We start from the raw sequence: 25,494 nt of genomic DNA on the forward strand, positions 1-25,494 counted from the left end.
GGTAAAAATGGGGTTAGATAGAAATGGGGATCGCTGACATGGCCACTCCCGAAACGATCCTCAGCGTCAAGGACCTGCGCGTGCGCTTCCGCACGCTCGACGGTGCCGTCGAAGCGGTCAAGGGCATCAACATCCATGTCAATGCCGGCGAAACCGTCGCAGTCGTGGGCGAATCCGGCTCCGGCAAGAGCCAGACGATGATGGCGGCGATGAGCCTGCTGGCCTCCAACGGCGAAGCGTCGGGCCATGTCGATTATCGCGGCCGCAATTTGCTCACATTGAGCAAGTCCGAGCTGAACAAGGTCCGCGGCCGCAAGATCAGCATGATCTTCCAGGAACCAATGACCTCGCTCGATCCGCTTTATTCGATCGGCAACCAGCTGATGGAGCCGATCCGCAGGCATCGCGGCCTTAGCGCCGCCGAAGCGCGTGAAGAGGCGCTCAAGCTGCTGCGGCTCGTCCATATTCCCGATCCGGAACGGCGGATGAAATCCTATCCGCACGAGATGTCCGGCGGCCAGCGCCAGCGCGTGATGATCGCCATGGCGCTCGCCAACGACCCCGACATCCTGATCGCCGACGAACCGACGACGGCACTCGACGTGACCATCCAGGCACAGATCCTGATGCTTCTGGCCGAGCTGCAGCGCAAGCTCGGCATGGCGATCGTCTTCATCACCCACGACCTCGGCATCGTGCGGCGCTTCGCCGACCGGGTCTATGTCATGCGCCAGGGAGAGGTCGTCGAGGAAGGCGCGGCGGAAGCGATCTTCGCCAACCCGCAGCATGCCTACACCAAGATGCTGCTGGCGGCCGAGCCGACGGGAACCAAGGCACCTCCGCCCGCCAACGCGCCCGTGGTGCTCGAAGGCAGGAACGTCGAAGTCACATTCAGGATCGGCGGCGGGTTCCTGGCCGGCGAACCCCTGATGCTGCGGGCTGTCGATCACATCTCGATCCGGTTGCAACGCAACCAGACCATCGGCATCGTCGGCGAATCCGGATCGGGCAAATCGACGCTCGGCCGAGCCTTGCTGCGGCTGTTGCCGAGCGATGGGCTCATCCGGTTCGGCGATCGCGACATTTCCACGGCCGACCGGCAGCAGATGCGGCCGCTGCGGCGCCAGATGCAGCTCGTCTTCCAGGATCCCTTCGGCTCGCTGTCGCCACGCATGACCGTCGGCCAGGTCATCACCGAAGGGCTGCTGGTGCATGAACCGAACCTTTCGGGAAAGCAGCGCGACCAGCGCGCGGTCGAGGCGCTGCGCGAAGTCGGCCTCGACCCCAATGCCCGCAACCGCTACCCGCACGAATTTTCCGGCGGACAACGGCAACGCATCGCCATTGCCCGCGCCATGATCCTGAAGCCCAAGATGGTCGTGCTGGACGAGCCGACCTCGGCGCTCGACCGCTCGGTGCAGAAACAGATCGTGGAATTGCTGCGCAAACTCCAGGCCGACCACGAACTGTCCTACCTGTTCATCAGCCACGATCTCGCGGTGGTGCGCGCCATGGCCGACTACATCATCGTCATGAAGCAGGGCAAGATCGTCGAGGAGGGGCCGACCGAGGCCATCTTCAGCAACCCGCAAGCGCCTTATACGCAGACGCTGATGAACGCCGCGATCGACGTCACGCGGTTCCGGTTGAGCGCGTGATGAGCCGCTGCAGGTAAGGCCCGTTCGCTCAGCCCGCCGAACTCGCGCACTTGTGTGCGCGCATGGCGACAGCGGCATCCTGCTGTTGCTTCAACCGGTCGATCCTGGCCGTTTCACGATTGGCGACCGCCGTCTTCACGCGCGATCCGCCAAGCAGCCAGCGCGGCACGCTGGTGTTGGCGACCTTGCCGCGGGTGATCGCGGTTTGCGAGATGTCGCTCGCGCTGCTTCCCACGGCGCTGTTAAGCTCGGTGCAGCTCATGCTCTCGTATTTGGCCGGATCGGCCCTTCCGCCGATCGTCCCGCATCCGCCAACCAGGAGCATGGCAGCCAGAAGAACCGGTGCTGACCCTGTTGTTGAGATCAAATTCATATTCGCGTCCGGTTCGCCGTGTGCCGGCCCCCTCATATTCGTCGGTCAAACTAGCGCGGATGCCCTTTTCGTCAAAGTTTGACCGGCCGGCCGGCTCTGCGCTGGTTACCGGCCCGTCTCACTGTCGTCGAAAATTCTTACGCTGCTTCGGCGGCCAATCCGGTCATGGGGACACAACCGCCGCCGAGCACCATTTGGGCAATGTCGGCCGCGTTGTCATCGACATGGGCTGTCACCAGCACGATCCCTTCGCCGACACTGCGGCGCTCCGGCCTTCTGGCGGTCGCGACCAAGGGTCCGAGCAAGCCGCCGAGGGCGCAGCCGCAGAACGTGCCTGTCAGGGCCATCGCCGACAGGCCGGTTGCGAAAGGATTGATGCCGTAAGCAGCAAAAGCGCCCAGGCACGCCAACAGCCCGGCGGCAGCGCCAAGCATGACTGCCGGAGATTTCAGGACACCGATTTCGTCGTGGTAGGGCCCGATAATGGCGATCTGTACGCGCGGAACCCCGGCCGCCAAAAGGTTGCCGGCGATCCGGGTCGCTTCGGGATGGGATTCAAAAAGCCTGCTGATTGTTGGCATGGTCATTCAGGACGTGTCGTGTCCGTCAGCGCGTCGGTAACGAAGGATGCGGCGATCAAGTCGTCGCCATCGATCCGGCCTTGACCGTCCTCCATTACCGCCGCGACCTTTTGGAAGGTCTTGATTTCGCCCTCGGTGATCCGCGCGCTGCGCATCCTGCTCCGGAGGTCTGCCACGCGCAGCTGCAAGATATCGGATCTTGCGTCTTCACGATTCGAGATTGTGCTGGTCATTTATTCCGTCTCGTTTTTTGATGGTCCTCGCGCCCAATCAACCGAACTTGGAGCGCGGGCAAACGTTCCCGGTTAGGGCTTCGGTCTGGTAAGGCGCGGGACTTAAGTCTTGCACCAGGACGCAATGGTCTTGCCGGGCGCGGAACCCGGAACGGCCGCTGATTGCCGCCGTTTGTCCGCTAGCAGATTGTGGGAGGAAGCCGATGGAGAAGAGTGTTGACCAGGCGCGTTGGTTGCTCGCACCGATCTTCGCGACGGCCATCACTTTCATGGTGGCCGCAATAGTCCTCGGCTAACCTCCTCGCACATCGGCGCAATCCAGTCCCTTCCTGCGCTGACAGGGTTCGCTCGCTCTTCCAAGTGGCGAGCGAACCCTGGATTTGGCACAAACCCTGGCTGGACTGGCCAGCGTCGGGAAAATTGCCTGACCCGAGCCGAGCTTCCATAACTTACCAGCGGTGATGGGGTATTCAGGACTGGCACGGTCCACTGCGCCTGGATTTTCAGCCGCGCATAGCGTGCCAGGGAAAGTCATCTGGTGGCCAGGCTTGATCGAGAGCCGGGCCACCAGTCGGTAATCAGTAACCGCCGTTTTCGATCACCACCGGGTGGTGGTGACGGTGGGTGGAGATGGAGCCGGTGACGACAACGGCATCCCGATCCTGCCGATAATGATGCCGGCGACCATGGTCGTAGAACGCAATCGTTCCGTGGTGACGGTGATGAAGCCGCTGACCTTCCTCGTTGATGATCCTGACCTGGTTGTGATGTCGATGATGGGTCGTGACGACAACGTCCGCCTCAGCGGCCGAAGCCAAAGCGGGCAATCCCATCGAAAGCGCCAAAGCGCACATGATCATTGTTTTCACTGCAATTTCTCCATTGCCTTGTTAGCCCTTCCTTGGATACAACTGCCGCTGACCCCTTTGGTTCCGGGTTTCCCGGGACAGGCGGGGACGTGCGGCAGGTCGAAGGGCGGCTATGGCGTCGCTAGCCAAGGATGCAAAAACCGCAACATTTAGCCACCGCCCCCTAGCCATCCTCATGCCACGGCTAGTCGCGGCATCGCGTTCTCTACGGTTTCACTCAGGCTGCGGAACATTAGGAGGGTCTAACTGTTCTATCTCCGCGGCAGGCATCACAATTGAGGTCTGCTGAAGATCAGTCGGCAAAGGCTGATCGGCCCGTGTCCTCCGCCAGAGGCGCGGGCTCACCAGGCAACAGGAGAGAGACTATGAACAATATCATTTGGCTCGTTGGAGCGGTGGTCATCGTCATTGCGATATTGAGCTTCTTCGGCCTCCGTTAGGCGCCGCGCGCCATGCCCTGTCGGAGTGTGATCCGTGGCAGCGACGCCGCGAACACTCCCCGCAGATTGACCGGCACGATGCAGGAACCTCGGTGCTCATGCGTCATGCGAGGAAAGGGATTTCGTGTCCGTTCCCCGCGCTGAGGGAAAAGGCATCAGCCTGGACGCAGGCCTATCAGGTGAATCGCCGATTGCGCCAAAGTCGGGATGCGCTAATACATTGTTCTTTCTGGTCGGAGTGGCAGGATTTGAACCTGCGACCCCCTCGTCCCGAACGAAGCGTTTTGCGACCGAAAGCCTGGATTTCCGGGCTCCTTTGTTGCCGTTCCGGCCGTTTGTTCCCCTTTATTTCCGGGGTTTCCGGTAGGTTTCCGGTAGGTATCGGGCATGTGTTCTAGGCCCGTTCTATCGCATCCGAACGACATTGCTCTTAACCTTGAGGGCTGGAGCCTTCGCCGTGATCCGCTCCGCCGCTTCGGCTTGGAAGTCGGGATGATGGTGGTAATAGGTCGAACGGAGAACCGCCTCCGTCATGCCAAGATAGTCGGCAGCGAGCGATACATCGGTGCCGTTCTGCATAAGCCACGTTGCAGCGGTATGGCGAAGGACGTGCGGCGTTACGTCGGTTTCGAAGTTGCCCTCTTCGTCATGCCACCCAAGCCCGGCCGCCTCGCACGCCGACTTGAACGCCTTGCGGACAGAGCCGATCGGCTGGCCTTCCCACTCGACAACGAAATCATGCGAGATCATGCGGCCTAAATTTAGGCTCTTCCGTCGCTTCTCATATTTCAGGAAGATCGGCGTCCGTGACCAGCGCCGCATATGCGCGACCAGGCGGTCGGGGAGCCGCACCGGCGGCTGACGCTTCTTCGTCTCGCGCTCGCCGTCCGCCCGGCGGAAGAACACGCCTCGATCGAGGTCGACATAGGCCCGGCCTTCAGTAGGGCGGATTGCAGCGTCACAGATCGCGCCCGACCGCGTGCCGGTGTAGAGCGCGGTCAAGATGAAGCGAGCGACGTGGCGGCCGGTGTAGCGGTCGCTGGCTTGACCTTTCCACGTCTGGCGCATCCGCCACGCGGCGCGAATAAGACGCGCGGCCTCGGCCCTCGTAAGCCAGCGCTGGCGACCTTCTGGTTTGTCCGGCAGCACGATCGCCGGGATCGAGGTGACATAGCCTTCTCTGTAGTAGTGCTTGAGGGCGGCGCGGAGGTCTTCAAGCTGGCGACGGCCGGCGGGTGCGGTTGCCGCCTGCCGCATGTAGTCGCGGCAGACCTTGCCGTTGATCTCGCTTACGTTCATGCGGCCGAAGAACTTCAGGACGGCGGTGAGGCGGGCGGCGGTTTCGGCCGGCCTCGCATGGTCGGGGGCAACGTCAGTCGAGTAGACGTTGATAACGTCGTTGATTTTTACCTGATCGGGGTCACGGTTACGGTCGCGCGCCGGGGCGTGCTTTTCCGCGAGGTGCTTTTGGAGGCGTTTCTCAGCCTCGCCAAGCTCGCTTCGGCCGCAGCCTGTGCCAATTCGACGATCTCCGTCTTGGATATACCAGCCGGCGGCGTGCATGAGTGAGCCGTTTTTCTTCCGGTATTCGTCTCGCCAGACGAGGCGGGCACCTTTGGAGGGACGCGGCATGCCTGGACCATCCTTTCGATCGCGGCCAAGGTCACGTACTCCCGGCCGGCAATAATAGCGGTTTCGAGGCGACCGGCGTCGCGTTCCCTGCGCAAGCCTTTCGTTCCCATTGATCCATCGGGGAACGCGATCCTTGCGGCCGTGTCAAGCCGGATCGGCCTATCTTTGTGGTAATTGCAAAGAGGCATTGTTGTAACGTGTTCGGTTTTTGTCATGTGGCACCATCAGGCAAAGCCAAGCCCGTCCGTGCGGACCGCGAGCGGGCACACAGGTTCGGCGTGGTCAGATTGAACAGGAATGGGTCAGGGAGCGCCGTGGGGCGCGATAGAGAGGATCAACGGGCTTCTAGGCGCGGTGAGTGCGCCGCCGGACGATCCTGCTCACGGCACCGCCGCTCAACCGAAAGAGTTTGCCTAACGTGCGATGTTGCATCACGCCTCGGAGATTGCGGATCGCTTCAACCCTGCGAGGGGTCTGCTTGCGGAAGATGCTTGTGCCGTGAGCGATCCGATCCGCCGCGTTCTCTTTCGGCGTCTTCCACTCCAGATGAGCCGGTGCGACGCAGCCATCATGTCCGCGACCGCATGTATGCGCAGCCTGATGCTTGGATGTCGTCGGAGCACCGTGAGCGCGCTTGCATACGAACCGGTGCGCGTATTCGTGGTTTTTCCCGATGCGTATGCGACCGTAGCCGTCGGCATTCCGACCATGCGGCCAAATTAGGCATTCGTTGGTATCGTGCAGCAGGGCGACTTCCAAGAGGAAGCGCATCGACGCGCCGCGAGGCGCAGGACGGCGACGAATAGGCTTAAGACCATGGTTCATAGGCATTGTTTTTTCCTTCGATTAGAGCCGAAGGGCGCTCCGCTCAGGGCGGCCGGTCGGCATTGATGCGCGCGCGAATGCGGGCCGCCGGGCGAAGTCGCGGGCGGTCAAATTTGGCGGCGATGGAGGGGTTGTGAGACTGATGCCTTTTGTCAGCTATGGGCGTTGGAACCCGGCATCGGCTGGTGATTTCGGCCTTATAAACCTTGGTTTTGCGGCCTTTGGCTGGTAGTGTTGTCGGCAGCGGTTTGGGAACCGTTTATCTTTGCTGCCGCTTTCGAGGCTTCCGCTTCGGAGGCGGTTTTCTTTTGGGAGGCGGGTCCGGCGGGATCAGCTTTGGCAAAGACGCGATCGACACGCTGCGAGCCGTCAAGTAGGCCAGCCTTCGGGCAAGGAGAGTTGACACATTCTCTCGGTTCGCCTCGATTTCGGCCAGTAGAGCCGCCGCCGCTTTCGTCTGCGACACGCGCTTGCCTCGAAACGGTTCGCCTCTCTGGTATTTCGGGTGCCGCTTTCCCCGCACCCTCACAAGTTCCCTCTCAATCTCCGGCCCGAGCCATTGTCGTTGCTTCTGGAGGTAAGCGACAAGACCGGCACGGTCATAGATGCGCCGAACATCAATGACCCGCCTGGGATAGCGGCATGCCCATTTTTCAAGAGTATCGAAGTTCTCTCGGTCGATGCGTGCAAGCATGTGACCGTGGAGGTCGCCGGTCGGCGTCTTTTCAAAGACCGTTAGAGCGAGCAGGGGGGCTTCGCGCCGCTTGAGCATGTCGTTCAAGTCGGAACGAGCCTTTGCACAATACTGAAGGCTTTCGGCGTCGCCGGAGACGGAGGGCATTATAGTGACCACGACATTGCATTCGGCCGCGTGCGCGAAGTCGTTGATCGTGCGCATCTCTGTGCGCGTCAACAATGCCGTCGATGGCCATCCACCTGTCTGTATTTTTAAGGACTTTCCAACCACGCTGAATAACTACTAATGCGCGACCGTCTCTGGCGACGCATTATCCCTGTTTAAAATACTGTTCTCGCTGGATTTTCTCCGGTGTTCTCAGTCGGAAAAACGTGGATACTTGCTCACGGCCGTGCGGGGCCTTTCAGGCAACAAAAAGCCCGGCGCGAGGCCGGGCTTTGCACCGTCGATGTCCTTATGGGTCAGGTGGGCTCACGCCCGAAAACCAGTTCGCGAGCGCGGATGATTTCGAGAACCTTTTGGGTGTAAAGGCGGCGCGGTCGGCTCTTGGAAGCTACGATCGAGGGCCAGCGCTCGATCCAACCAGAAACTGTTTGGTGTGGCACGGCGGCAAGGCGCGCACTCTCGGCAACGGTGACAGTGTTTTCAAGTTTCGTAATCATGGGGAAAGCTCTCAGGGCACGCGAAAGCGCTCCAGCGTGACAACGCTAGAGATCAAGGCTCGCGAAGGTGGGAACAAAAAAGCCGCCCGGCTTGGGGCGGCTCTCTAGGGGCGGACCGACGCAGTTCGACGCCCTGCATTAAGCCCTACTTTGCATCAGACGTCGGTGCAAGTCCGCTTGCACAAATTTCACACAATTAAAAATGGTTGGCGTCCGCCGAGATATCGAAGCTCAACGCGATACCCACCAATGGTTCGCTTAGGGTGTACTGTTCACGCACCACCCGCGATCCAGGTTCTTTAATTCAATTTGACAACTCAAATCGAACTGCATAATAGCGAACCATCCAAATGGAACTATGAGGGTTTTTAATGTTCATTCGGGCCTATTTACGCGCATCGACGAAAGAGCAGGACGCAAAACGGGCAAAGGCCGATCTTCAGGCGTTTGCGAAGGAGAAGGGATTGGCAATCGCCGCAACCTACGTCGAAAATGAGAGTGGGGCGTCGCTCCAGCGTCCAGAGCTTTTTCGGTTGCTCGCTGATTGCCAACCCGGCGACATTCTGCTGATCGAGCAAGTAGACCGCCTAAGTCGCCTGAACGCGACGGATTGGGACCGCCTCAAGCGCGAGATCGATGACCGGAAGGTGCGGGTTGTCGCCTTGGACTTGCCGACCTCCCATATGATGATGACCACGACGGCCGACGAGTTCACCGGCCGCATGTTCGGCGCGATCAACGGCATGATGCTCGACATGCTCGCGGCCATCGCCCGCAAAGACTACGAGGATCGTCGTCGGCGCCAAGCGCAAGGCATTGAGAAGGCGAAAGTCAGCGGTTTGTATCGAGGGCGCCCCGAAGATGCGAAGCGCAATGCCGCCATAGTAGGGATGCTCAAGGACGGCCAAAGCTGGAATAGCATAATTTCAGCCACCGGCTGCTCGCGGTCGACGCTCAGCCGCCTCGCGAAGCGAACATAGCCGCCTTGACGGCTACGCCGACGGCGCCACTTCCCGCAACATTACCTCCGCCTGCGCCAACACCGTCTGGACGGCTTCCTGCTCAAGATCGGGCGGGTAGCCGTATTTTTTCAGGATGCGCCTAACGAGAATACGCATGCGGGCGCGGGCGCTAGCTTTGTGCTGCCAGTCAACGGTCGCCGACCCGCGCATCTGTTCGACAAGCTCATGAGCGATGACGCGAAGCTGATCGCTGCCCATCGCCTCGACCGCGCTCTCATTCTCGGCAAGCGCGTCGTAGAACGCGAGCTCTTCCGGCGATAGGCCGTGCTCCTCGCCACGCGCGGCAGAAGCCTTGATGTCCTTCGCCAGCGCGATCAACTCTTGGATCATCTCCACTGTAGAAATCGCGTTGGCATGATAGCGGGCGACAGCCTCCTCCAGCCGCCGGGAAAAGGATTTCGTCTCAACCAGGTTCGACCGCGACCGGCTCCTGATCTCGCCGTTGAGAAGTTTTTTCAATGCCTCCAGTGCCAGGTTCTTCTTCTCCATCTGCTGGATTTCCGCCAGGAACTCGTCAGATAGGATGGACAGGTCCGGCGACTGGATGCCCGCCGCCTTCAATATGTCCACGATCTCCGCATTGGCGACCGCTTGGTCGAGAAGCTGCTCGACCGCGAAGCTCTTGGCGCGGTCCGACATCTTGCCGGTGCCAGTCGTTTTGACCAGCGCCGCCCGTACCGCTTGGAAGAAGCCGATTTCGTCGCGGATAGCGCGGGCCTCGTCACTAGCCGAGGCGAGCGCATTGGCCTTGCTGAGTTCCAGCACCGCGTCTTGAAAGCGGCGATGGGCCTTTTTCTTCTCGTCCGTGCCGCCGACCTTGGCGGCTTCATTCTCCTGCCATTTCAAAATCCAGTCGATGGCGTCTGCAAGCGCAGCGAGCCGCTGATGAGGCCGGCCGACGATGCCGAGGCTGTAATCGTGACCATGGAACATCCCGCGCACGACCTCAAACTTCTCCATCAGCACCGCGACGGCTTCTTCCTCGTCGATGCCAGTCTTTTCCTGATCCGACTTGGTATATTGCCCGAGCGCGTTCTTGAGGTTCTGGGCGATGCCGATGTAATCCACGATCAGGCCGCCGGGCTTGTCCTTAAACACCCGGTTGACGCGGGCAATCGCCTGCATGAGGCCGTGGCCGCGCATCGGCTTGTCGATGTACATGGTATGCATGCATGGCGCATCAAAGCCGGTCAGCCACATGTCGCGCACGATCACCAGTTTAAGCGGATCGTCGGGGTCGCGCGCCCGCTTGGCAAGTTCGTCGCGGCGCTTCTTGTTGCCAATATGCGGCTGCCAATCGAGCGGGTCGGACGCCGAACCGGTCATGACGATCTTGACCGCGCCCTTGTCGTCATCGTCGGAATGCCATTCGGGCCGCAGCTTAATGATCTGCTTGTAGAAATCGACGCAGATGCGACGGCTCATGCAGACCGCCATCGCCTTGCCGTTCATGCCGGCAAGGCGCGCTTCGAGGTGCTCGACCAGGTCGGCGGCGATTTGCGCCAGGCGCTTTTCCGAGCCGACCAGCCGCTCGACCGTTGTCCACTTCGCCTTCAGCTTTTCCTGCTCCGACAACTCGTCGTCTTCAAGGATGGCCTCGATCTCGGCGTCGATGCGCGGTTTCTCGTCCTCGTCCAGCTCTATCCGGGCGAGGCGGCTCTCGTAGAAGATTGGAACAGTCGCCCCGTCCTCCACCGCGCGGCTAATGTCGTAAACGTCGATATACTCGCCGAAGATCGCCGGCGTATTCACATCGTCGGCCTCGATCGGTGTACCGGTGAAGCCAATGAACGATGCGTTCGGCAAGGCTTGCCGGATATAGTGCGCATAGCCATAGCGGCGCCTGCCGGTTGCCTTGTCGAGCTTGGCGTCGAAGCCGTATTGGCTGCGGTGCGCTTCGTCGGCGATGACGATGACGTTGCGCCGCTCCGTCAGCATCGGGAAGCTTTCCTCGCCGGCCTCGGGCGAGAATTTCTGCACCGTCGTGAAGATCACGCCGCCCGATGCGCGGTTGAGCAGCCGGCGAAGTTCGTCGCGGCTGTCGGCCTGTTCCGGCGTCTGGCGGATCAAGTCGCGGCACAGGCTGAACGTCGAAAACAACTGGTCGTCCAAGTCATTGCGGTCCGTCAGAACAACCAGCGTCGGGTTCGCCAGTTCCCGCGACCGAACCACGAGCCCGCCGAAAAACGCCATCAGCAGGCTCTTGCCCGAGCCCTGTGTGTGCCAAATCACGCCGATCTTCCGGTCGCCGTCGGGGCGCGCCGCCTCGATCGCGCTGGCGAGCGCCTTCCGTGCGCCGTGGAACTGATGATAACCGGCAATGATTTTGAATGGTCCTTCGCCCTTGTCGCCGAAGACGATGAAATCGCGCAACAACGCGAGGAAGCGGTCGCGGTCGAACAAGCCGCGCAACAGCGTCGCCATCTCACGCGGGCCATGCGGCGTAAAATCGCCGTCAGCGCCCGTGACAGTGCGCCAGGGCATGAAGCGTTCCTCGTCGGCGGTCAGCGAGCCGATGCGCGCCAGGACGCCGTCGGAAGCCACCAGCACGGCATTGGTGCGAAACAGCGACGGCACCTGTGCCTTGTAGGTCTGCAACTGGTTGAACGCGGCGCTGATGTCGGCGGCTTCCGCCCCGGCGTTCTTCAACTCGATGATGGCGAGCGGCAAGCCGTTGACGAAAACGACGATGTCGGGGCGACGCTTGTGGCGGCCCTCGACGACGGTAAACTGGTTGGTCACCAGCCAGTTGTTTTTGTCGGGATTGTCGAAGTCGACCAGCCAGACCTTGTCACCCTTAATCTCGCCATCGGCGACGACGAACTCAACATCGATACCCTCGGTGAGAAGGCGATGGATGCGCCGGTTTTCCTCGGCCAGCGATGGCGTCACCGTCACGAAAAGCTGCTTGATCGCGGCTGCCCGCGCCTCCGCCGGGATGGACGGGTTCAGCTGCGCGACCGCATCCACCAGCCTCGATGTCAGGATGGTGTCGGAATAGGCCTCACGCTCCGGCGCGGAGCCGTCCGGCGCGATCCAGGCCGCTGGGGCGTAGATGTAGCCAAGGTCTTTGAAAATGCCGATGGCCGCGTCCTCGACGATGTCCTCGCGGAAGCCCGAGCGCGAATAGTCCGCCGCTGGATGTTCGTAGAGCATGTTTTCGCCGATCGTCATGCCTAGCTGTCCCCCAACACACCAATCCGTCGCGGGCGCTGCCAGACTACGTCCGCTGGCGGAACGCGTCTTCGGACCTTCATCGCGCGCCATTTCCCGCTGATAGCTTCTTGATGGCGTTAACGATTGCGCGAACCTGGCTCAAAGTCCCCGGCGTGAACCGCGCCAGGTCGGCCTTCGCCAACTGGCTCATGTTTTGCAAGGCGCTGTGGCGGCCGTATTCCGGCTCGCCCTGCTTGTTCTTCGTCGTCCACAGTGCTTCGGCAGGGTATGGTTCCCAGGGCACGTCGGCGACAAGTGCCGCGACTTTGAGGGGGCACCAAAGGTGCGGGGCCCTTTCGGGCCCTTTTCGAACATGACTTCGAGCGAGTATCCGCCGACCGCCGAAATCGTGTAGCGATTGGCCTTATTCGCCTGATGCTTCTCCCTGTGCTCGCGCCCCTCCTTGTCGAGTAGCGCGACGACCGCCTTTTTGAACTGCATTTCCGGCACGCTCATGCTGCGGCTCCAGCAAGTTGTTCGGCTTCGGAGAGACGGATTTCGCCCGACATCAGCTTGGGGAGGAGGAGGTCGCGAGTACCGGCGAGGGTACGGTTTTCTGCTCGATTGTGCTGTATTCGCTGAAGAAACGGCGCGACGAGTGCTTCAAACGCGTCTCCAACACCCATAGACGTTGCAAGTACCACCTGGCTGACAAGAGCCTTCGGTGAAATGCGTTGATGGCTCTTGGACGTTCCTGTCACCATTCCAGTTAATAGCGAACGGAACGGTGTGCTGGAGAAAAGAGAATACACTAAAGCTCGTCCGAACCCTTTTTTAGCCGTAAAGGCGAGGAACTCCGTGGAGCAAACCGCCCGATGATCAGCATGATCCGCCGGTAGCCAAACTCTTGAGATTTCTGGGTTGAGTTTTGACAACAAAACGGATGAGGGTGGGACGATAGTCTTGTTGCTGAGGATGGCCGCCCCCGTCTCGATGATAGGGTTTCGATCTTTATCGAATGCCGGAAGGCTGTGGTGGGCGAAGGTTTCGTGAGAAAATGCGAGCGGAGTTAACGTAGAGGTATGCTGACTGGCGATGTCCTCCAGCTGAAATTCGTCAAAGCCATCCGGCAGTCCATCATCGCCCAAGGTCGCCGGAAAAAGATCGGCCAACTGCCGCACTCGCTCGGGATCGATGACTAGGCCCCCCATAATTTCGAGGGGATTGGTAGCACCCTCGATCTTCCGGCGGGTTGGGCCGAAATCGATGAACCAGTCGCGGAAGATCGCTTGCGCTACCGCCTCCAGCGTCTCGTTCGTACGCCGGTTCAGTTCGATTTTGTCGTCAAGGTCGTTGAGCGTGGTCGCCATTCGAGTTTGGAGATCAAACGGCGGCACAGGAACGGCGATCCGTTTGATGATGCCCTCATTCAGGTTCGGCATTGTTGCGCCGATGGCCTGCGCCCGTATCCATGCAACTGCTTCTGGCGACGAAAGAAAGTGAGAGAGGAAGGCGGGAAGGAGCGAGGATTGTTTTCGTCGGACCCGAAGCCGTATGGCTCCAGTCCCGCATATAGCGCCCACATCCTGGTCACGAACGATGGCCGTCTGGCCGGTAGCTTGGGCTCCACGTCTCGCGAAAAGGATGTCATCTAGTAAGAGCTGGTGCTTCGAAAGGCGATCTGCTGTCTCACGAGCCACTCTCGGCAAGCCATCCAACACGATCCGGCGCTCTTTAATAGCTTCCGTCGGAATAACGGGCACACCGTCTTCTACATAGTCGTATGAATGCAGTTGCGAGCCAAACGGGCCGGTTTGTAACTCGACAATGCCTTCACGGCAAAAATCACCAATGAGCTTTTGTGAGTAGCTCACGATAACATACCCAAGGCCCGCTCAATCCGCTCTTCCAACGCTCGCCCTTCGACAAACTGTTTTTGCAATCGCTCCCACAGTTCCTCGAACTTCTCGGCGAACAATATGCCGTCGTCTTCGATGTCACCCGCGCCCACATATCGTCCGGGCGTCAGAATGTGTCCGTGCTCGCGAACCTCGGCGAGCGCTGCCGATTTGCAGAAGCCAGGTTGGTCGGCGTATTCGGCCCAATTGTTTGCCGCGCGCGTCTCAGGCTTGGCTCGCCAGCGATGGTAGCTCCCTGCGATCTTGTTGATATCTTCCGCGCTGAACTCGCGACGCACGCGGTCCACCATGAACCCGAGCTTGCGGGCGTCGATGAACAGGATTTCGCCCCGCCGGTCCCGGTGGCCGTTGGCACTCTTGTCCCGCGCCAGTATCCACAGGCACGCCGGGATTGGCGTCGAGAAGAACAGCTGTCCCGGCAACGCGACCATGCAGTCCACGACATCCGCCTCGACCATCGCCTTGCGGATGTCGTCTTCGCCGGATTGCTGCGACGACATTGAGCCGTTGGCGAGCACTACGCCCGCCGTGCCGCGCGGCGCGAGGTGATGCAGGATGTGTTGGAGCCAGCCGAAATTGGCGTTGCCCTTCGGCGGCGTGCCGTATTTCCAACGCTGGTCATCGGCCAGCCGTTCGCCACCCCAATCCGACACGTTGAACGGCGGATTGGCGAGGATGAAGTCGGCCTTCAGGTCCGGTAGTTCGTCGCGATGGAAGCTGCCCTCGTTGTTCCAGCGGATATCGGCGTCAATGCCCTGGACGGCGAGGTTCATCTTCGCCAGACGCCAAGTCGTGTGGTTGATCTCCTGGCCGTAAATGGCGATGGCATCGCGCCGCCCGCCGTGCTCCTCGATGAACTTTTCCGACTGTACGAACATCCCGCCGGACCCGCAGCATGGGTCATAGACACGGCCCTTGTAAGGTTCGAGCAACTCGACCAGCGTGCGCACCACCGAGCGCGGTGTGAAGAACTCGCCGCCGCGCTTGCCCTCCGAACCAGCGAAGCCCGACAGGAAATACTCGTAGACCCGGCCAAGCAAGTCTTTCGCCTTATCGGTGCTGTCGTGCATGCCGATGTTGGAGAACAGGTCGATCAACTCGCCCAGCATCGTCTTGTTGAGCGTCGGACGAGCGTAGTTCTTCGGCAGGACGCCTTTCAGCCCTTCGTTCGAAGGCGTCTTTTCGATGGCCTCCATCGCCTCGTCGATCAGCTTGCCGATTTCGGGACGCTTGGCGTTGGCTTGCAGGAAGGGCCAGCGCGCCTCCTTCGGCACCCAGAACACGTTTTCCGCCAGGTACTCTTCCGGGTCTTCCGCGTCGGCATGCGCCTCCGCCGCGAGCTTCGCGTGCTGACCCTCGAAGGCGTCGGAGATGTATTTCAGGAATATCAGGCCGAGTGCAACGTGCTTGTATTCCGAGGGCTCCAGGTTTCCGCGCAGCTTGTCAGCCGCCCGGAAAAGATCGGCCGTGAAATTAAGATCGGAATTGTTGCCGTTTACTGCCGCCACTGTGCTTCCCCCAAATCAGTCGCGGGGAAAGTAGGCCGTCCCGTGGGGCGCTGTAAAGCAAGCGAAGAGGATTGCTCAAAATCGGCACTCGCGCGGATCACTCGGTCCGGGAGGCGTCCCAATCAATTGACCGCGCCAACTCGGCATCACGTTTCCAAAGCGCCTCGAAATCCCGCTCCAACTTGCGTTCAGAAGCGATGCGGGCGTCAACCACCTCCTGCGGCGCATCGGACGGCCAGTGAGAGCCGCCGCAGTCGCCGGCGCCAGTCAAATAGAGCCTCCGGATCGCCGCGTCAGCGCCCTTCGGTTTCCGGCGCCAAAACTGGCTATTGCGGATGTCGTGCTCCATCTCGCGTAGCAAACGCATCCGATTTTCATCGCGTAATCGCATCGTACCAAGAGCATATAAAGGTAAGACGGATGATTTAAAAGCTGGCGTCCGTCGAACACGACCGCGAGCGTGAAAATGGTGACGTCCGACCGTCTAGGTCGACACCGTCGTATTGGGTATGGCAATTGTGAAAGTCACATTAGTCATCGTTGTCTCGCCGACCACTTGGCGACGGTCGCTTTGTTGCAAGGTTATTGTCCCACCGAAACGTGCAACCAACGCCCGAGCGAGAAAAAGACCAATGCCCGAACCCGGCCTTCCCGAATTAATCGCATTCTTGCCACGAAAACTCTTGTCAAAAATGTGTTCTCGCTCGGCCTCCTCGATCACGGGGCCAATAGAATTTACGGAAAAGCGTGTTTCTCCGGACTTGTCTTCAATAAGAACTTTAACTTCCGCATTTTGCGGAGAATACTTAACGGCGTTATCTATCAATATATAGGGTATGATCTCAAATAAGTTTGGACCAACGACCGAAGAGAATGAGCTGCCTTGGATGGAAATTCGGATATTACTCTTATTGGCCAGCGGCGTGAAGCATCGAACAACTTTATCCACCCTGCGGTAGACCGGTATCTCCGTCTCGTTAAAGGCGAGCGTTGTATCTTTCTGAAAATCGACGATATCCGTCCGGATGGCGAGCATCGCCTGAGCCGCCGTGACGTTGTTTAGGCGGACGCCAAGTTGGTCCCAATCCCGTGCAGCCAGAAAACCCTTAGCTTCCTCGGCTGCGTGGTAAATCGCGCCTGAAAGTCTCCGGAGATCGTGAATGAGAAGGTTCAAATTCTCCTCAACTCGTTCATCGCGTTCTGAAATCAATCGGAAAAGGCCGTCGACGTAGCTCTCAATTTCTGTCTTTTGGAACTCCGTACGATAGTTGCCAAAATTCCGATCAGGCTTCCGCTCATTTGCGACAATCAGCCCAGGGAAGACGTAGAAGTCTCCTTTTTCGTTGGCTCGCGCGTAAGCACTGTATCCAAATTCCGACCTTGACCACCCTGGGGAGCGTATCAAAGCGTAGCGCCGAATTCGCGCCTGATCTCGAAGTTCGACCGGTACTCGGATTAGAGTTCCTTCGTGGGTTTCGATGCGTTCGTCTGCGGTCCGTATGACGGTAAAGATGGGGAACATCAGCCGACGATCAATTTGAAAATCGCCGAACTTATTATGCCTTGGACGATCGAGCGGGCATCACCGGAAAGGCCGCGGTCCTTCACAGCGGCCGAAAGGCGAGCGAACGAACTATCTCGTGACAAAATTGCATGGACGTAAGCGTCCTCAAGAACCACAAGGTCGATCGTGTCCACGTCGGCCGCTACAAGGCTCGCCCGAATTCTTTTCCAAACGGCATGAGGGTCCAAAGCTTGGTCGAGCAACCCATCAAGCGCGGAACTCCACTCCGAATTGTCAGCGTCCTTCTTTATGACGGCGTCTGCATAATCTTTCGCTGCCCGTGCCTGAAGTGAGCCCAGACTAGATCCGGTATAAGCAACTACAATAATTGCAGGGTAGTTTTTTTTAATTTCACGAATTATGGTCGCGCCTTGAGAAGATTTATCAAAATGAATTCCAACTCCCATTAGATCACATAAGACGATTGGATAGTCTTTTATTTCAGAAACACTTTTGATGTCGCCGATGTGGTCAATATTGTAGCCAAATGCTTTTAAACTAGTTTGCGGACTGAAGGGCTCGTCGTCGATGGCCGCAATTTTTACGGACCCTCGCCTGTGCGCTATATTAAGCGACGTGGACTGCCGCTTATAGAAGTCCGCCAGCTTCGCGTTAGATTTGTAGGTTTGGAGCGGATAAATGAGCACCAGGTGTTCCTCAGGTATTTGATGGACGAATAGCTTTATGGCTGCCTACTCGTAGGGCGTAAAATCCAAAACCAGACCTCGCTCTCATAAACGGTATCGGTAGACCCGACGACGATCAAGTCGGTCGGCTGCGCATTTCGCAGAACGACGCCTCCTTCGCGTTTCAGGTAGGGTATCAGGTAGGTAGCGATTTTCGGGAAATGCTAAGTATTTGATTATTCTGGTCGGAGTGGCAGGATTTGAACCTGCGACCCCCTCGTCCCGAACGAGGTGCGCTACCAGGCTGCGCTACACTCCGTGACCAGACCGCGGGCTTATAGCCGCCACACTTCGTTCCTGCAAGCGGCAATGGCAGCACTTCTGTCGCATTTCGTGCGCTTTCGTCGGGGCTTGCCGGAAAGCTCGGATTTCCATCCGGGATAAACGCGGCTTAAAGCCTTGTGTGCTACGCCGCTGCCTCGATAGATCGTGTTTCTGTCTCCTGGAGCCCTGCTGTCTTGCCCCCAAAAATCGTTGGCGAAGCCTGGCCCAACAGCTTCAAATTCGAAACCGCGGCGCTGATCAAGGCATCCGGGTTTCGTGAATATGATGCGCGCTGGTGGTTCGGTCATCCCGGTTCGACGGTGCCGCCGGAACTCAATCTGATCGGCGTCCAGGCGCTTGGCATGGGGCTCGGCACGCTGATTCGCCGTCTCGGCGCCGGACCCGACATCGTCACCGGGCATGATTTCCGGTCCTATTCGCTTGGCATCAAGCTAGCGCTGGTTTCCGGGCTGATGGCGGCCGGCGCAAGGGTGAAGGACATCGGCCTGGCGCTGTCGCCTATGGCCTATTTCGCGCAGTTCGCACTGGAGACGCAGTCCGTCGCCATGGTCACCGCCTCGCACAACGAGAACGGCTGGACCGGCGTCAAGATGGGAGCCGCGCGGCCGCTGACCTTCGGGCCTGAGGAGATGACCGCGCTGAAGGCGATGGTGCTCGCCGGCGATTTCGACCTTACAGGCGGCGGCTCCTATGATTTCGTCCGCGATTTTCGCGCCACCTATCTCGACGACCTGGTCGGGGACAAGCGCATCACACGCAAGCTCAAAGTGGTCGCTGCTTGCGGCAATGGCACTGCCGGCGCCTTTGCCCCGGAAGCCTTGCGGCGCATCGGTTGCGAGGTGATTCCGCTCGATGCCGAACTCGACCATACCTTCCCGCGCTACAATCCCAACCCGGAGGACATGCGGATGCTGCATGCCATCAGGGACAAGGTGCTGGAGACAGGGGCCGATGTCGGTCTGGGCTTCGATGGCGACGGCGACCGCTGCGGTGTCGTCGACAATGAAGGCAACGAAATCTTCGCCGACAAGGTCGGCGTCATGCTCGCGCGGGATATTTCGCGGCTCCATCCGGGTTCGACCTTCGTCGTCGACGTCAAGTCGACCGGACTGTTCAACACCGACGCGGTGCTGCGCGCCAATGGCGCCGTTACCGACTACTGGAAGACCGGCCATTCCTACATTAAACGCCGCGTTGCCGAACTCGGCGCTGTCGCCGGCTTCGAAAAGTCGGGCCATTTCTTCTTCAACCCGCCGATCGGGCGCGGCTATGACGACGGGTTGGTGACGGCAATCGCCATCTGTCAGATGCTGGACCGCAACCCGGCCAGCTCGATGGCCGATCTCTACCGTGCGCTGCCGCTGACCTTCGGAACCCCGACCATGTCGCCGCACTGCGCGGACGATGTGAAATACGGCGTCGTCGAACGGGTGGTCTCCGATTTTCAGGCGATGCAGCGGGACGGTACCAGTTTCGCGGGCCAGAAGATCATGGACCTCGTCACCGTCAATGGCGTCCGCGTCGTCGCCGAGGACGGCACCTGGGGTCTGGTGCGCGCCTCGTCGAACAAGCCGGAACTGGTCGTGGTCGTCGAAAGCCCGGTCTCGTCCGAGCGTCGCCGGCAGATGTTCGATGCCGTCGACGCCGTGCTGCGCCGCAGTCCGGAAGTCGGCGCTTATAACCAGACTTTCTAGGTCAGCGCCCTGCTGCAGGCGCTGCGGCCGTCAGCACGCCCCAGTCAAAATCGCGCGCCCAGTCGGCAAAGCCGTGCCAGCGCACCTCCGCAAATTCCCTGTGCAAGGCGGCGATATCGACGTCGTAGCCGACGCGGTCGAACCATTCGAACATCAGCGCCGCGTCCTCGCTCTGCTGGCGGGCAACTGCGATCGGGATTTCCTGGTAGCGGATCGGGTGGCCGATGGCGCCGGACAGGATTTTAGCCTGCTCTTCGCCTGACAATTCGTCGCCGGCGAAATCGAAGCGCTTGCCGAACACTTCTTCCCGCCGCTCGACCAGAGCGGCCACGAAGGCGCCGATATCTACCAGCGAGACGAGCTGGAGGACGCGCTTGGGTGGCATGGCGAAGGCATGGATGCCTTGGTTGAGCGCACCGATCGACCACGGCGCAACGGCATTCTCCATGAAGGCCACCGGCGCGCTGATCGAATAGGGAATGCCGAGCTGCTCGATATGCCTCTCGACCAGATATTTGCTTTCGAAATGCGGGATGCCGGTCTTCTTGTCGGCGTCGGCAACGGAGGAATAGATCAAGTGTCCGACGCCGGCGGTCTTCGCCGCATCGGCGGCTAGGATGCCCAGACGGGTCTCTTCCTCGAGACCGGCCTCATAGCTGTTGCCCATCAGGAACATGGTGTCGACGCCTTTTGCGGCGCTCACGACCGAGCCCGCTTCGGCGAGATCGCCGGCCACCACCTCGGCGCCCGCCGACGCCAGTTGCCGCGCGCCCTCGCTGCCCGGCTTGCGCGTCAGTCCCTTGACGTGATGGCCCCTGGACAACAGCGCACGCGCTACCGCGCCGCCTTGCTGGCCCGTGGCGCCGGTCACAAGAATGTTTCGTTTGCTGGTCATTTCGTCTGCTCCTTTTTCTCTGTCCGGCTTGTTTGCCTGGAGCAAAATTAGGCTCTGTCGGATTGATGCATAACTGCCTATAGTTGGAAAACTTTGTCTCACTGGTGAGTACAATGATCGATCTCAACGATGTCATCGTGTTTGCTCGCGTCGTCGAGGCCGGCAGCTTCACCGCCGCCGCGCGTCTGCTTGCCATGCCCAAGACGTCGGTCAGCCGCCGTGTCGCCGCGCTCGAACGCGAGGTCGGCGTGCGCCTGTTGCAGCGCACGACACGCAGCCTCAACCTGACGGATGCCGGGCGTCTGTATTATGAGCAAAGCAGCCAGGGGCTGCGCACGATCGAGGAGGCGAATCTGCGTCTGGCGGAGGCGAGGGCGGAACCGTCGGGCACCATCCGCATTTCGGCCCCGGTAGGTTTTGGCGGCTATTTCCTCATCCGCGCCGTGGTCGACTTTCTGGCGCTGTATCCGAAGACCAATGTCGAGCTTCGGCTCACCGACGACAAGCTCAACCTGGTCGAGGACGGTATCGACCTCGCCTTCCGCACCGGCACCCTCCAGGATTCGACGCTGATCGCCCGCAAGCTCGGTGCCGCGCGCAGGTTGCTCTGCGCCAGCCCCGACTATCTCGCACGATATGGAATGCCGGAAGGCCCGGCGGATCTCGCGCGCCATCGATGCGTCATCGCGGGCCCATCGGCCTCGGGCGCCCATTGGGTGCTGGATGGACCACAAGGCCAGGAGACGGTCGTGGTCACCGGGCGCTTCGCCGCCAATGAAATGCAGGCGGTGCTTGCTGCCGCGCTCGCCGGCTTCGGTGTCGCCCAATTGCCCCAGGCGATGGCCGAAGGGCTGATCGATCAGGGGCGCCTGCAGCGCGTCCTCGAGGATTACACGACACCGGCCGGCGGACTGCATGTGCTCTATCCGAGCAGCCGCCACCTTTCGCCCCTGGTGAAGGCCTTTATCGAACTGGCGGCCGAGCGGATTTCCAATCGGGCAAATACCGCTTAAAGGGCGTCTGTGCTACCCAATCGACCTCCAATTCCCGAGCGCGAGACCTGAATGACCGAGCGGATCGTCAGTTTTGTCATGAGCGGCGGCGTTGGCTCTCGGCTATGGCCGCTGTCACGCGAGGACAATCCCAAGCAGTTCCACGATCTGTCGGGCGATGGCTCCATGCTGGCCAAGACCTTGCGCCGCCTGACGGCGAGACCGGCTGGCGAGACGCCGATCTTCCTGATCGCCTCGGAACGTCACGCCGATCGTGTCCATGCCGACTTGGCCGGTCTCGATCTTGCCGGCGGCGGCCCGCTGTTCGAGCCCGCGGGACGCAACACCGCCGCCGCCGTCGCACTGGCGACGCTGCGCACTCTGTCGGAATTCGGCGACAGCCTGGTGCTGGTGGTGCCTTCCGACCATGAAATAGCGACGGCGGGGCAATTCTGGCAAAGTATCGAAGCGGGATCGCAGGCGGCGCGCGCCGGCCGCCTGGTGGTGTTCGGCATCAAGCCGACCCAGCCGGAAACCGGTTACGGCTATATCGAGGTATCGGCCGAGAAGGGCGGGGTGTTCGACGTTTCGCGCTTCGTCGAGAAGCCCGACCTCGCGACGGCCAATGATTATCTCAAGGCGGGAAATTTCTACTGGAACACCGGCATCTTCCTGTTTCGGGCGGGTGCCATGCGCGACGCCTTCGAGGCATTCCAGCCCGATATCTGGCGCACTACCGAAGCGGCCTACAAGGCGGCGACATCGGACCTGTCCGGCCTCTATATGCCGCTGGAGCTCTACGCGGCCATCCCGTCGAACTCGATCGACTATGCCATCATGGAGCGGGCAAAAGACATCGCCATGGTGCCGGCCGGTTTCCGCTGGAACGATCTCGGCTCCTGGCAATCGCTCCTCGACGTCGGTCCCGCTGACGAGCGAGGCAACGTCGTCGTCGGTGATGTCGTCGCCATCGATTGTGAGAATTCCTATATCCGTAGCGACGGCCGCCTGCTGTCGGCGATCGGCATGAAGGACGTTGCCATCGTCTCGACGGCGGATGCCACTTTCGTTGCCCCGGTGAGCCACAGCCAGCACGTCAAGAAGATCGTCGAACAACTCGAAAAATCGGGACGGCTGGAAACCAGATTCACGCCAGCGCACGACCGCGTCATCGAAAGCGGCGCCTGGCGGCGGCGCGTGCATCACTGGCTGTTCCAGGAGACCTTGCCGCTATGGTCGACATCAGGCGTCGACGAGCGCCATGGCGGCTTCCACGAGGCGTTGGGTTTCGACACCAGGCCGCTCGTCAAGCCCAAGCGCATGCGCACCCAGGCCAGGCAGGTCTATGCTTTCGCCGTTGCCAAGGAACGTGGCTGGACCGGCCCGGCCGACCGGCTGATCGCGCATGGCATCGATTTCATGGCAGGGCAGGGCCGCACCGAACGGGGCGGTTGGGTGCGCACGCTGAATGTCGATGGCTCCGTCGCCGACCCGGTCGAGGACGCCTACGATCATTCCTGCATTCTGCTGGCACTGGCGCACGCGCATATGTCGGGCAATCCCGATGCCTTGCGGCTCGGCGAGGAGACCTTCGCCTTCCTCGATGCGCATCTGGAGGACAGCCGCATGACGGGGTTCCTCGAGACATCGGATGGGGCCGGCGAGCGGCGCTCCAATCCGCACATGCATCTGCTCGAAGCTTTCCTGGCCTGGCACCAGGCGACCGGAGAGCGCGCGCATCTGCGACGCGCGGCCCGCATCATCGACCTCTTCCGCAGCCATTTCTTCGACCCCGAGAGCTGGACGCTCGGCGAGTATTTCGATGCCGAATGGAAACCGGTCTTGGGAGAGAAGGGAACCTGGACCGAACCCGGCCATCACTTCGAATGGGCATCGCTGCTGGTCGATTTTGCCGATCGAAGCGGCCAGGCCGAGCTGAGCGTCTATGCCCGAAAACTCTATGCCTCGGCGATCGCCAACGGCCTTAACCGCGCCACCGGCCTTGCCTATGGGGCAGTCTCGCGGCAGGGCCTGCCGCTCGACCTGATATCGCGCAGTTGGCCGCAGGCCGAAGCGCTCAAGGCGGCGATCGCGCTGGATGGCTCGGGCGGCCCTGATCTCAAGCCGGAGATCGAGGCGCGCGTCGGCCGGCTGTTCCGCTGGCACATCGACCCGGCGCCGCTGGGCCTCTGGATCGACCGCATCGACGAACGCGGCCGCTCGCTGGCGTCAGACGTGCCGGCCAGTATCTTCTACCATCTGGTCTGTGCGCTGACCCAGTATCTGGATGGGACTGTGGACAAGTAGGCGGGATCAGTACGGGCTTGCCACGTCCCCGGTCTCGACATAGATCGACTTCAGCTGCGAATAGAGCGCCAGTGCCGCCAGCGAATTCTCGCGGCCGATGCCCGATTGCTTGACCCCGCCGAAGGGGATTTCCACAGGGGTCAGATTGTAGGCGTTGATCCAGCAGGTTCCGGCCTGCAACTCGGCAATGACGCGGTGGGCACGCGGCAGGTCGCGTGTGAACACGCCCGCGGCAAGGCCGAACTCGGTGTCGTTGGCGCGGTCTATAACCTCGTCCTCACCGTCGAATTTCAGCACGCTCATGACCGGGCCGAAAATCTCCTCGCGGGCGATGCGCATGGTGTCGGTGACGCCGGTGAAGACCGTAGGCTCGACGAAGAAGCCGCCCTGGAAGCCCTGCAGCGACGGCACGTTGCCGCCGCAAGCGAGCGTGGCGCCATCCTGCTTGCCAGCCGCGATATAGCCGACGACCTTGTCTTGCTGCGCCTTGTTGACCAACGGACCCATCTGCGTATCCGGATCGAGCGGATCGCCGATGCGGATTTTCTTGGTTCGCTCGACCAGCCGCTCGACAAAGCGGTCGTGAATGCCGCTCTGCACGAAGACGCGCGTGCCGTTGGAACAGATCTGGCCGCTCGAATAGAAATTGCCGAGCATGGCGCCGCCAATGGCGTTTTCGACATCGGCATCGTCGAAGACGATCAGCGGCGACTTGCCGCCGAGTTCCATCGTCGCGTGCTTCATCCCTGAGCCGGCCAGCGACAGGACCTTGCGCCCGGTCGGCACCGAGCCGGTCACCGAAACCTTGGCGACGACATCATGGCCGACCAGCCCGGCGCCGACATCGCCATAGCCTTGCACGACGTTGAACAGCCCGTCGGGTAGACCAGCTTCCGAGTAGATCTCGGCCAGCGCCAGCGCCGAAAGCGGCGTGTTTTCCGATGGCTTGAACACCATGGCGTTGCCCATGGCGAGCGCCGGCGCCGATTTCCAGCCGGCGATCTGGATCGGATAGTTCCATGCGCCGATGCCGACGCAGACGCCAAGCGCCTCGCGGCGCGTGTAGGCGAAGGGTCCGCCGAGGTCGACCGCTTCGCCATTGAAGACGGCGACCGCGCCGGCGAAATATTCAAGGCAATCGGCTGCTGAAGGCGCGTCCGCCACCAGCGTCTCCTGGATCGCCTTGCCGGTGTCCAGCGTCTCGATGCGGGCAAGGTCGGCGTTGCGGGCGCGCAAAATGTCGGCGGCACGGCGCAGAATGCGGCCGCGCTCGACCGGCTTGAGCCGCGCCCAGGCCGGCTGTGCGGCGCGTGCGGCCTCGATAGCGAGTTCCAGCACGTTCGGCGTCGCCGAACGCAGCATGGCGATGGTCTCGCCCGTGGCAGGATAGATCACCGGCAGCGGCGCGCCGCCTTCGTCCTCGATATAGCGTCCGTTGACATAGTGCGAAGCCGTGGGCTGGGCGCGCATGGGGATCTCCAAATCGTCTGCGCCCA

General features: G+C 60.8%; 20 protein-coding genes and 1 tRNA gene. 5 read left to right on the forward strand and 16 right to left on the reverse strand.

What is annotated here, in order from left to right; genetic code table 11:
* The first annotated feature begins 38 nt into the window (after nucleotides 1-38).
* Complete coding sequence (locus tag EN824_RS08450; protein WP_127871312.1) at nucleotides 39-1,658, forward strand: ABC transporter ATP-binding protein; 1,620 nt, start codon at nucleotides 39-41, stop codon at nucleotides 1,656-1,658.
* 28 nt (nucleotides 1,659-1,686) lie between these two features.
* On the opposite strand, the gene EN824_RS08455 is transcribed toward EN824_RS08450, so the two are convergent.
* The 7 genes from EN824_RS08455 to EN824_RS08485 form a co-directional block, all read right to left on the reverse strand.
* Nucleotides 1,687-2,031 carry a hypothetical protein gene (locus tag EN824_RS08455; RefSeq protein WP_135867594.1) on the reverse strand — a complete coding sequence of 115 codons (345 nt, stop codon included), beginning with the start codon at nucleotides 2,029-2,031 and terminating at the stop codon, nucleotides 1,687-1,689.
* Nucleotides 2,032-2,168: 137 nt separating this feature from the next.
* Nucleotides 2,169-2,618, reverse strand: a complete 450-nt coding sequence (locus tag EN824_RS08460) for a hypothetical protein (protein ID WP_245464386.1) — start codon at nucleotides 2,616-2,618, stop codon at nucleotides 2,169-2,171.
* Nucleotides 2,615-2,845, reverse strand: a complete 231-nt coding sequence (locus EN824_RS08465) for a hypothetical protein (RefSeq protein WP_127278659.1) — start codon at nucleotides 2,843-2,845, stop codon at nucleotides 2,615-2,617. Before EN824_RS08465 ends, EN824_RS08460 begins: the two co-directional genes overlap by 4 nt.
* A gap of 578 nt (nucleotides 2,846-3,423) precedes the next feature.
* The gene (locus EN824_RS08470; RefSeq protein WP_127278660.1) at nucleotides 3,424-3,714 is read right to left on the reverse strand and encodes a hypothetical protein; all 291 of its coding nucleotides are present in this window, start codon (nucleotides 3,712-3,714) and stop codon (nucleotides 3,424-3,426) included.
* Between the two features lie 845 nt (nucleotides 3,715-4,559).
* The gene (locus tag EN824_RS08475) at nucleotides 4,560-5,786 is read right to left on the reverse strand and encodes a site-specific integrase (RefSeq protein WP_135932137.1); all 1,227 of its coding nucleotides are present in this window, start codon (nucleotides 5,784-5,786) and stop codon (nucleotides 4,560-4,562) included.
* A gap of 1,084 nt (nucleotides 5,787-6,870) precedes the next feature.
* A complete protein-coding gene (locus EN824_RS08480) occupies nucleotides 6,871-7,509 on the reverse strand; it encodes a hypothetical protein (protein WP_135932138.1) in 639 nt (212 codons plus the stop codon).
* A gap of 260 nt (nucleotides 7,510-7,769) precedes the next feature.
* On the reverse strand, nucleotides 7,770-7,970 hold the full coding sequence (locus EN824_RS08485; RefSeq protein WP_135932139.1) for a hypothetical protein: 201 nt from the start codon (nucleotides 7,968-7,970) through the stop codon (nucleotides 7,770-7,772).
* Between the two features lie 371 nt (nucleotides 7,971-8,341).
* On the opposite strand from EN824_RS08485, the gene EN824_RS08490 reads away from it, so the two are divergent.
* Nucleotides 8,342-8,950 carry a recombinase family protein gene (locus EN824_RS08490; protein WP_135932140.1) on the forward strand — a complete coding sequence of 203 codons (609 nt, stop codon included), beginning with the start codon at nucleotides 8,342-8,344 and terminating at the stop codon, nucleotides 8,948-8,950.
* A gap of 12 nt (nucleotides 8,951-8,962) precedes the next feature.
* On the opposite strand, the gene EN824_RS08495 is transcribed toward EN824_RS08490, so the two are convergent.
* The 7 genes from EN824_RS08495 to EN824_RS08525 all read right to left on the reverse strand — a co-directional run bounded on the left by EN824_RS08495 (nucleotide 8,963) and on the right by EN824_RS08525 (nucleotide 18,084).
* Nucleotides 8,963-12,166, reverse strand: coding sequence for a type I restriction endonuclease subunit R (locus EN824_RS08495; protein WP_245520963.1), 3,204 nt, complete (start codon nucleotides 12,164-12,166; stop codon nucleotides 8,963-8,965).
* A 494-nt stretch (nucleotides 12,167-12,660) separates the two neighbouring features.
* Entirely contained in the window at nucleotides 12,661-14,022 is a 1,362-nt protein-coding gene (locus EN824_RS08500) for a restriction endonuclease subunit S (protein WP_189522143.1), read from the reverse strand.
* A complete protein-coding gene (locus EN824_RS08505) occupies nucleotides 14,019-15,575 on the reverse strand; it encodes a class I SAM-dependent DNA methyltransferase (RefSeq protein WP_135932142.1) in 1,557 nt (518 codons plus the stop codon). Before EN824_RS08505 ends, EN824_RS08500 begins: the two co-directional genes overlap by 4 nt.
* 97 nt (nucleotides 15,576-15,672) lie before the next feature.
* Nucleotides 15,673-15,942 carry a hypothetical protein gene (locus EN824_RS08510; protein ID WP_135932143.1) on the reverse strand — a complete coding sequence of 90 codons (270 nt, stop codon included), beginning with the start codon at nucleotides 15,940-15,942 and terminating at the stop codon, nucleotides 15,673-15,675.
* A 117-nt stretch (nucleotides 15,943-16,059) separates the two neighbouring features.
* Nucleotides 16,060-17,097 (reverse strand): HAMP domain-containing sensor histidine kinase, encoded by a 1,038-nt coding sequence (locus tag EN824_RS08515; RefSeq protein WP_135932144.1) that lies wholly within the window; start codon nucleotides 17,095-17,097, stop codon nucleotides 16,060-16,062.
* Entirely contained in the window at nucleotides 17,097-17,786 is a 690-nt protein-coding gene (locus tag EN824_RS08520; protein WP_135932145.1) for a response regulator, read from the reverse strand. The genes EN824_RS08515 and EN824_RS08520 overlap by 1 nt, the downstream gene beginning before the upstream one ends.
* A 221-nt stretch (nucleotides 17,787-18,007) precedes the next feature.
* Nucleotides 18,008-18,084: transfer RNA gene (locus EN824_RS08525), tRNA-Pro, on the reverse strand.
* 199 nt (nucleotides 18,085-18,283) lie between these two features.
* On the opposite strand from EN824_RS08525, the gene EN824_RS08530 reads away from it, so the two are divergent.
* On the forward strand, nucleotides 18,284-19,804 hold the full coding sequence (locus EN824_RS08530; protein ID WP_127277703.1) for a phosphomannomutase/phosphoglucomutase: 1,521 nt from the start codon (nucleotides 18,284-18,286) through the stop codon (nucleotides 19,802-19,804).
* A 1-nt stretch (nucleotide 19,805) separates the two neighbouring features.
* Here EN824_RS08530 and EN824_RS08535 read toward each other — a convergent pair whose 3' ends face one another.
* Entirely contained in the window at nucleotides 19,806-20,699 is an 894-nt protein-coding gene (locus EN824_RS08535; RefSeq protein WP_135863645.1) for an NmrA/HSCARG family protein, read from the reverse strand.
* A gap of 113 nt (nucleotides 20,700-20,812) precedes the next feature.
* On the opposite strand from EN824_RS08535, the gene EN824_RS08540 reads away from it, so the two are divergent.
* Entirely contained in the window at nucleotides 20,813-21,712 is a 900-nt protein-coding gene (locus EN824_RS08540; protein ID WP_127871316.1) for a LysR family transcriptional regulator, read from the forward strand.
* 51 nt (nucleotides 21,713-21,763) lie between these two features.
* Nucleotides 21,764-23,998 (forward strand): mannose-1-phosphate guanylyltransferase/mannose-6-phosphate isomerase, encoded by a 2,235-nt coding sequence (locus EN824_RS08545; protein WP_127277704.1) that lies wholly within the window; start codon nucleotides 21,764-21,766, stop codon nucleotides 23,996-23,998.
* Between the two features lie 6 nt (nucleotides 23,999-24,004).
* Here the strand turns inward: EN824_RS08545 and betB are convergent, their stop codons facing one another.
* Complete coding sequence (betB, locus tag EN824_RS08550) at nucleotides 24,005-25,468, reverse strand: betaine-aldehyde dehydrogenase (RefSeq protein ID WP_127277705.1); 1,464 nt, start codon at nucleotides 25,466-25,468, stop codon at nucleotides 24,005-24,007.
* Between the last annotated feature and the right edge of the window lie 26 nt (nucleotides 25,469-25,494).

This window comes from Mesorhizobium sp. M8A.F.Ca.ET.181.01.1.1, assembly GCF_004792025.1.
Lineage (GTDB): Bacteria > Pseudomonadota > Alphaproteobacteria > Rhizobiales > Rhizobiaceae > Mesorhizobium.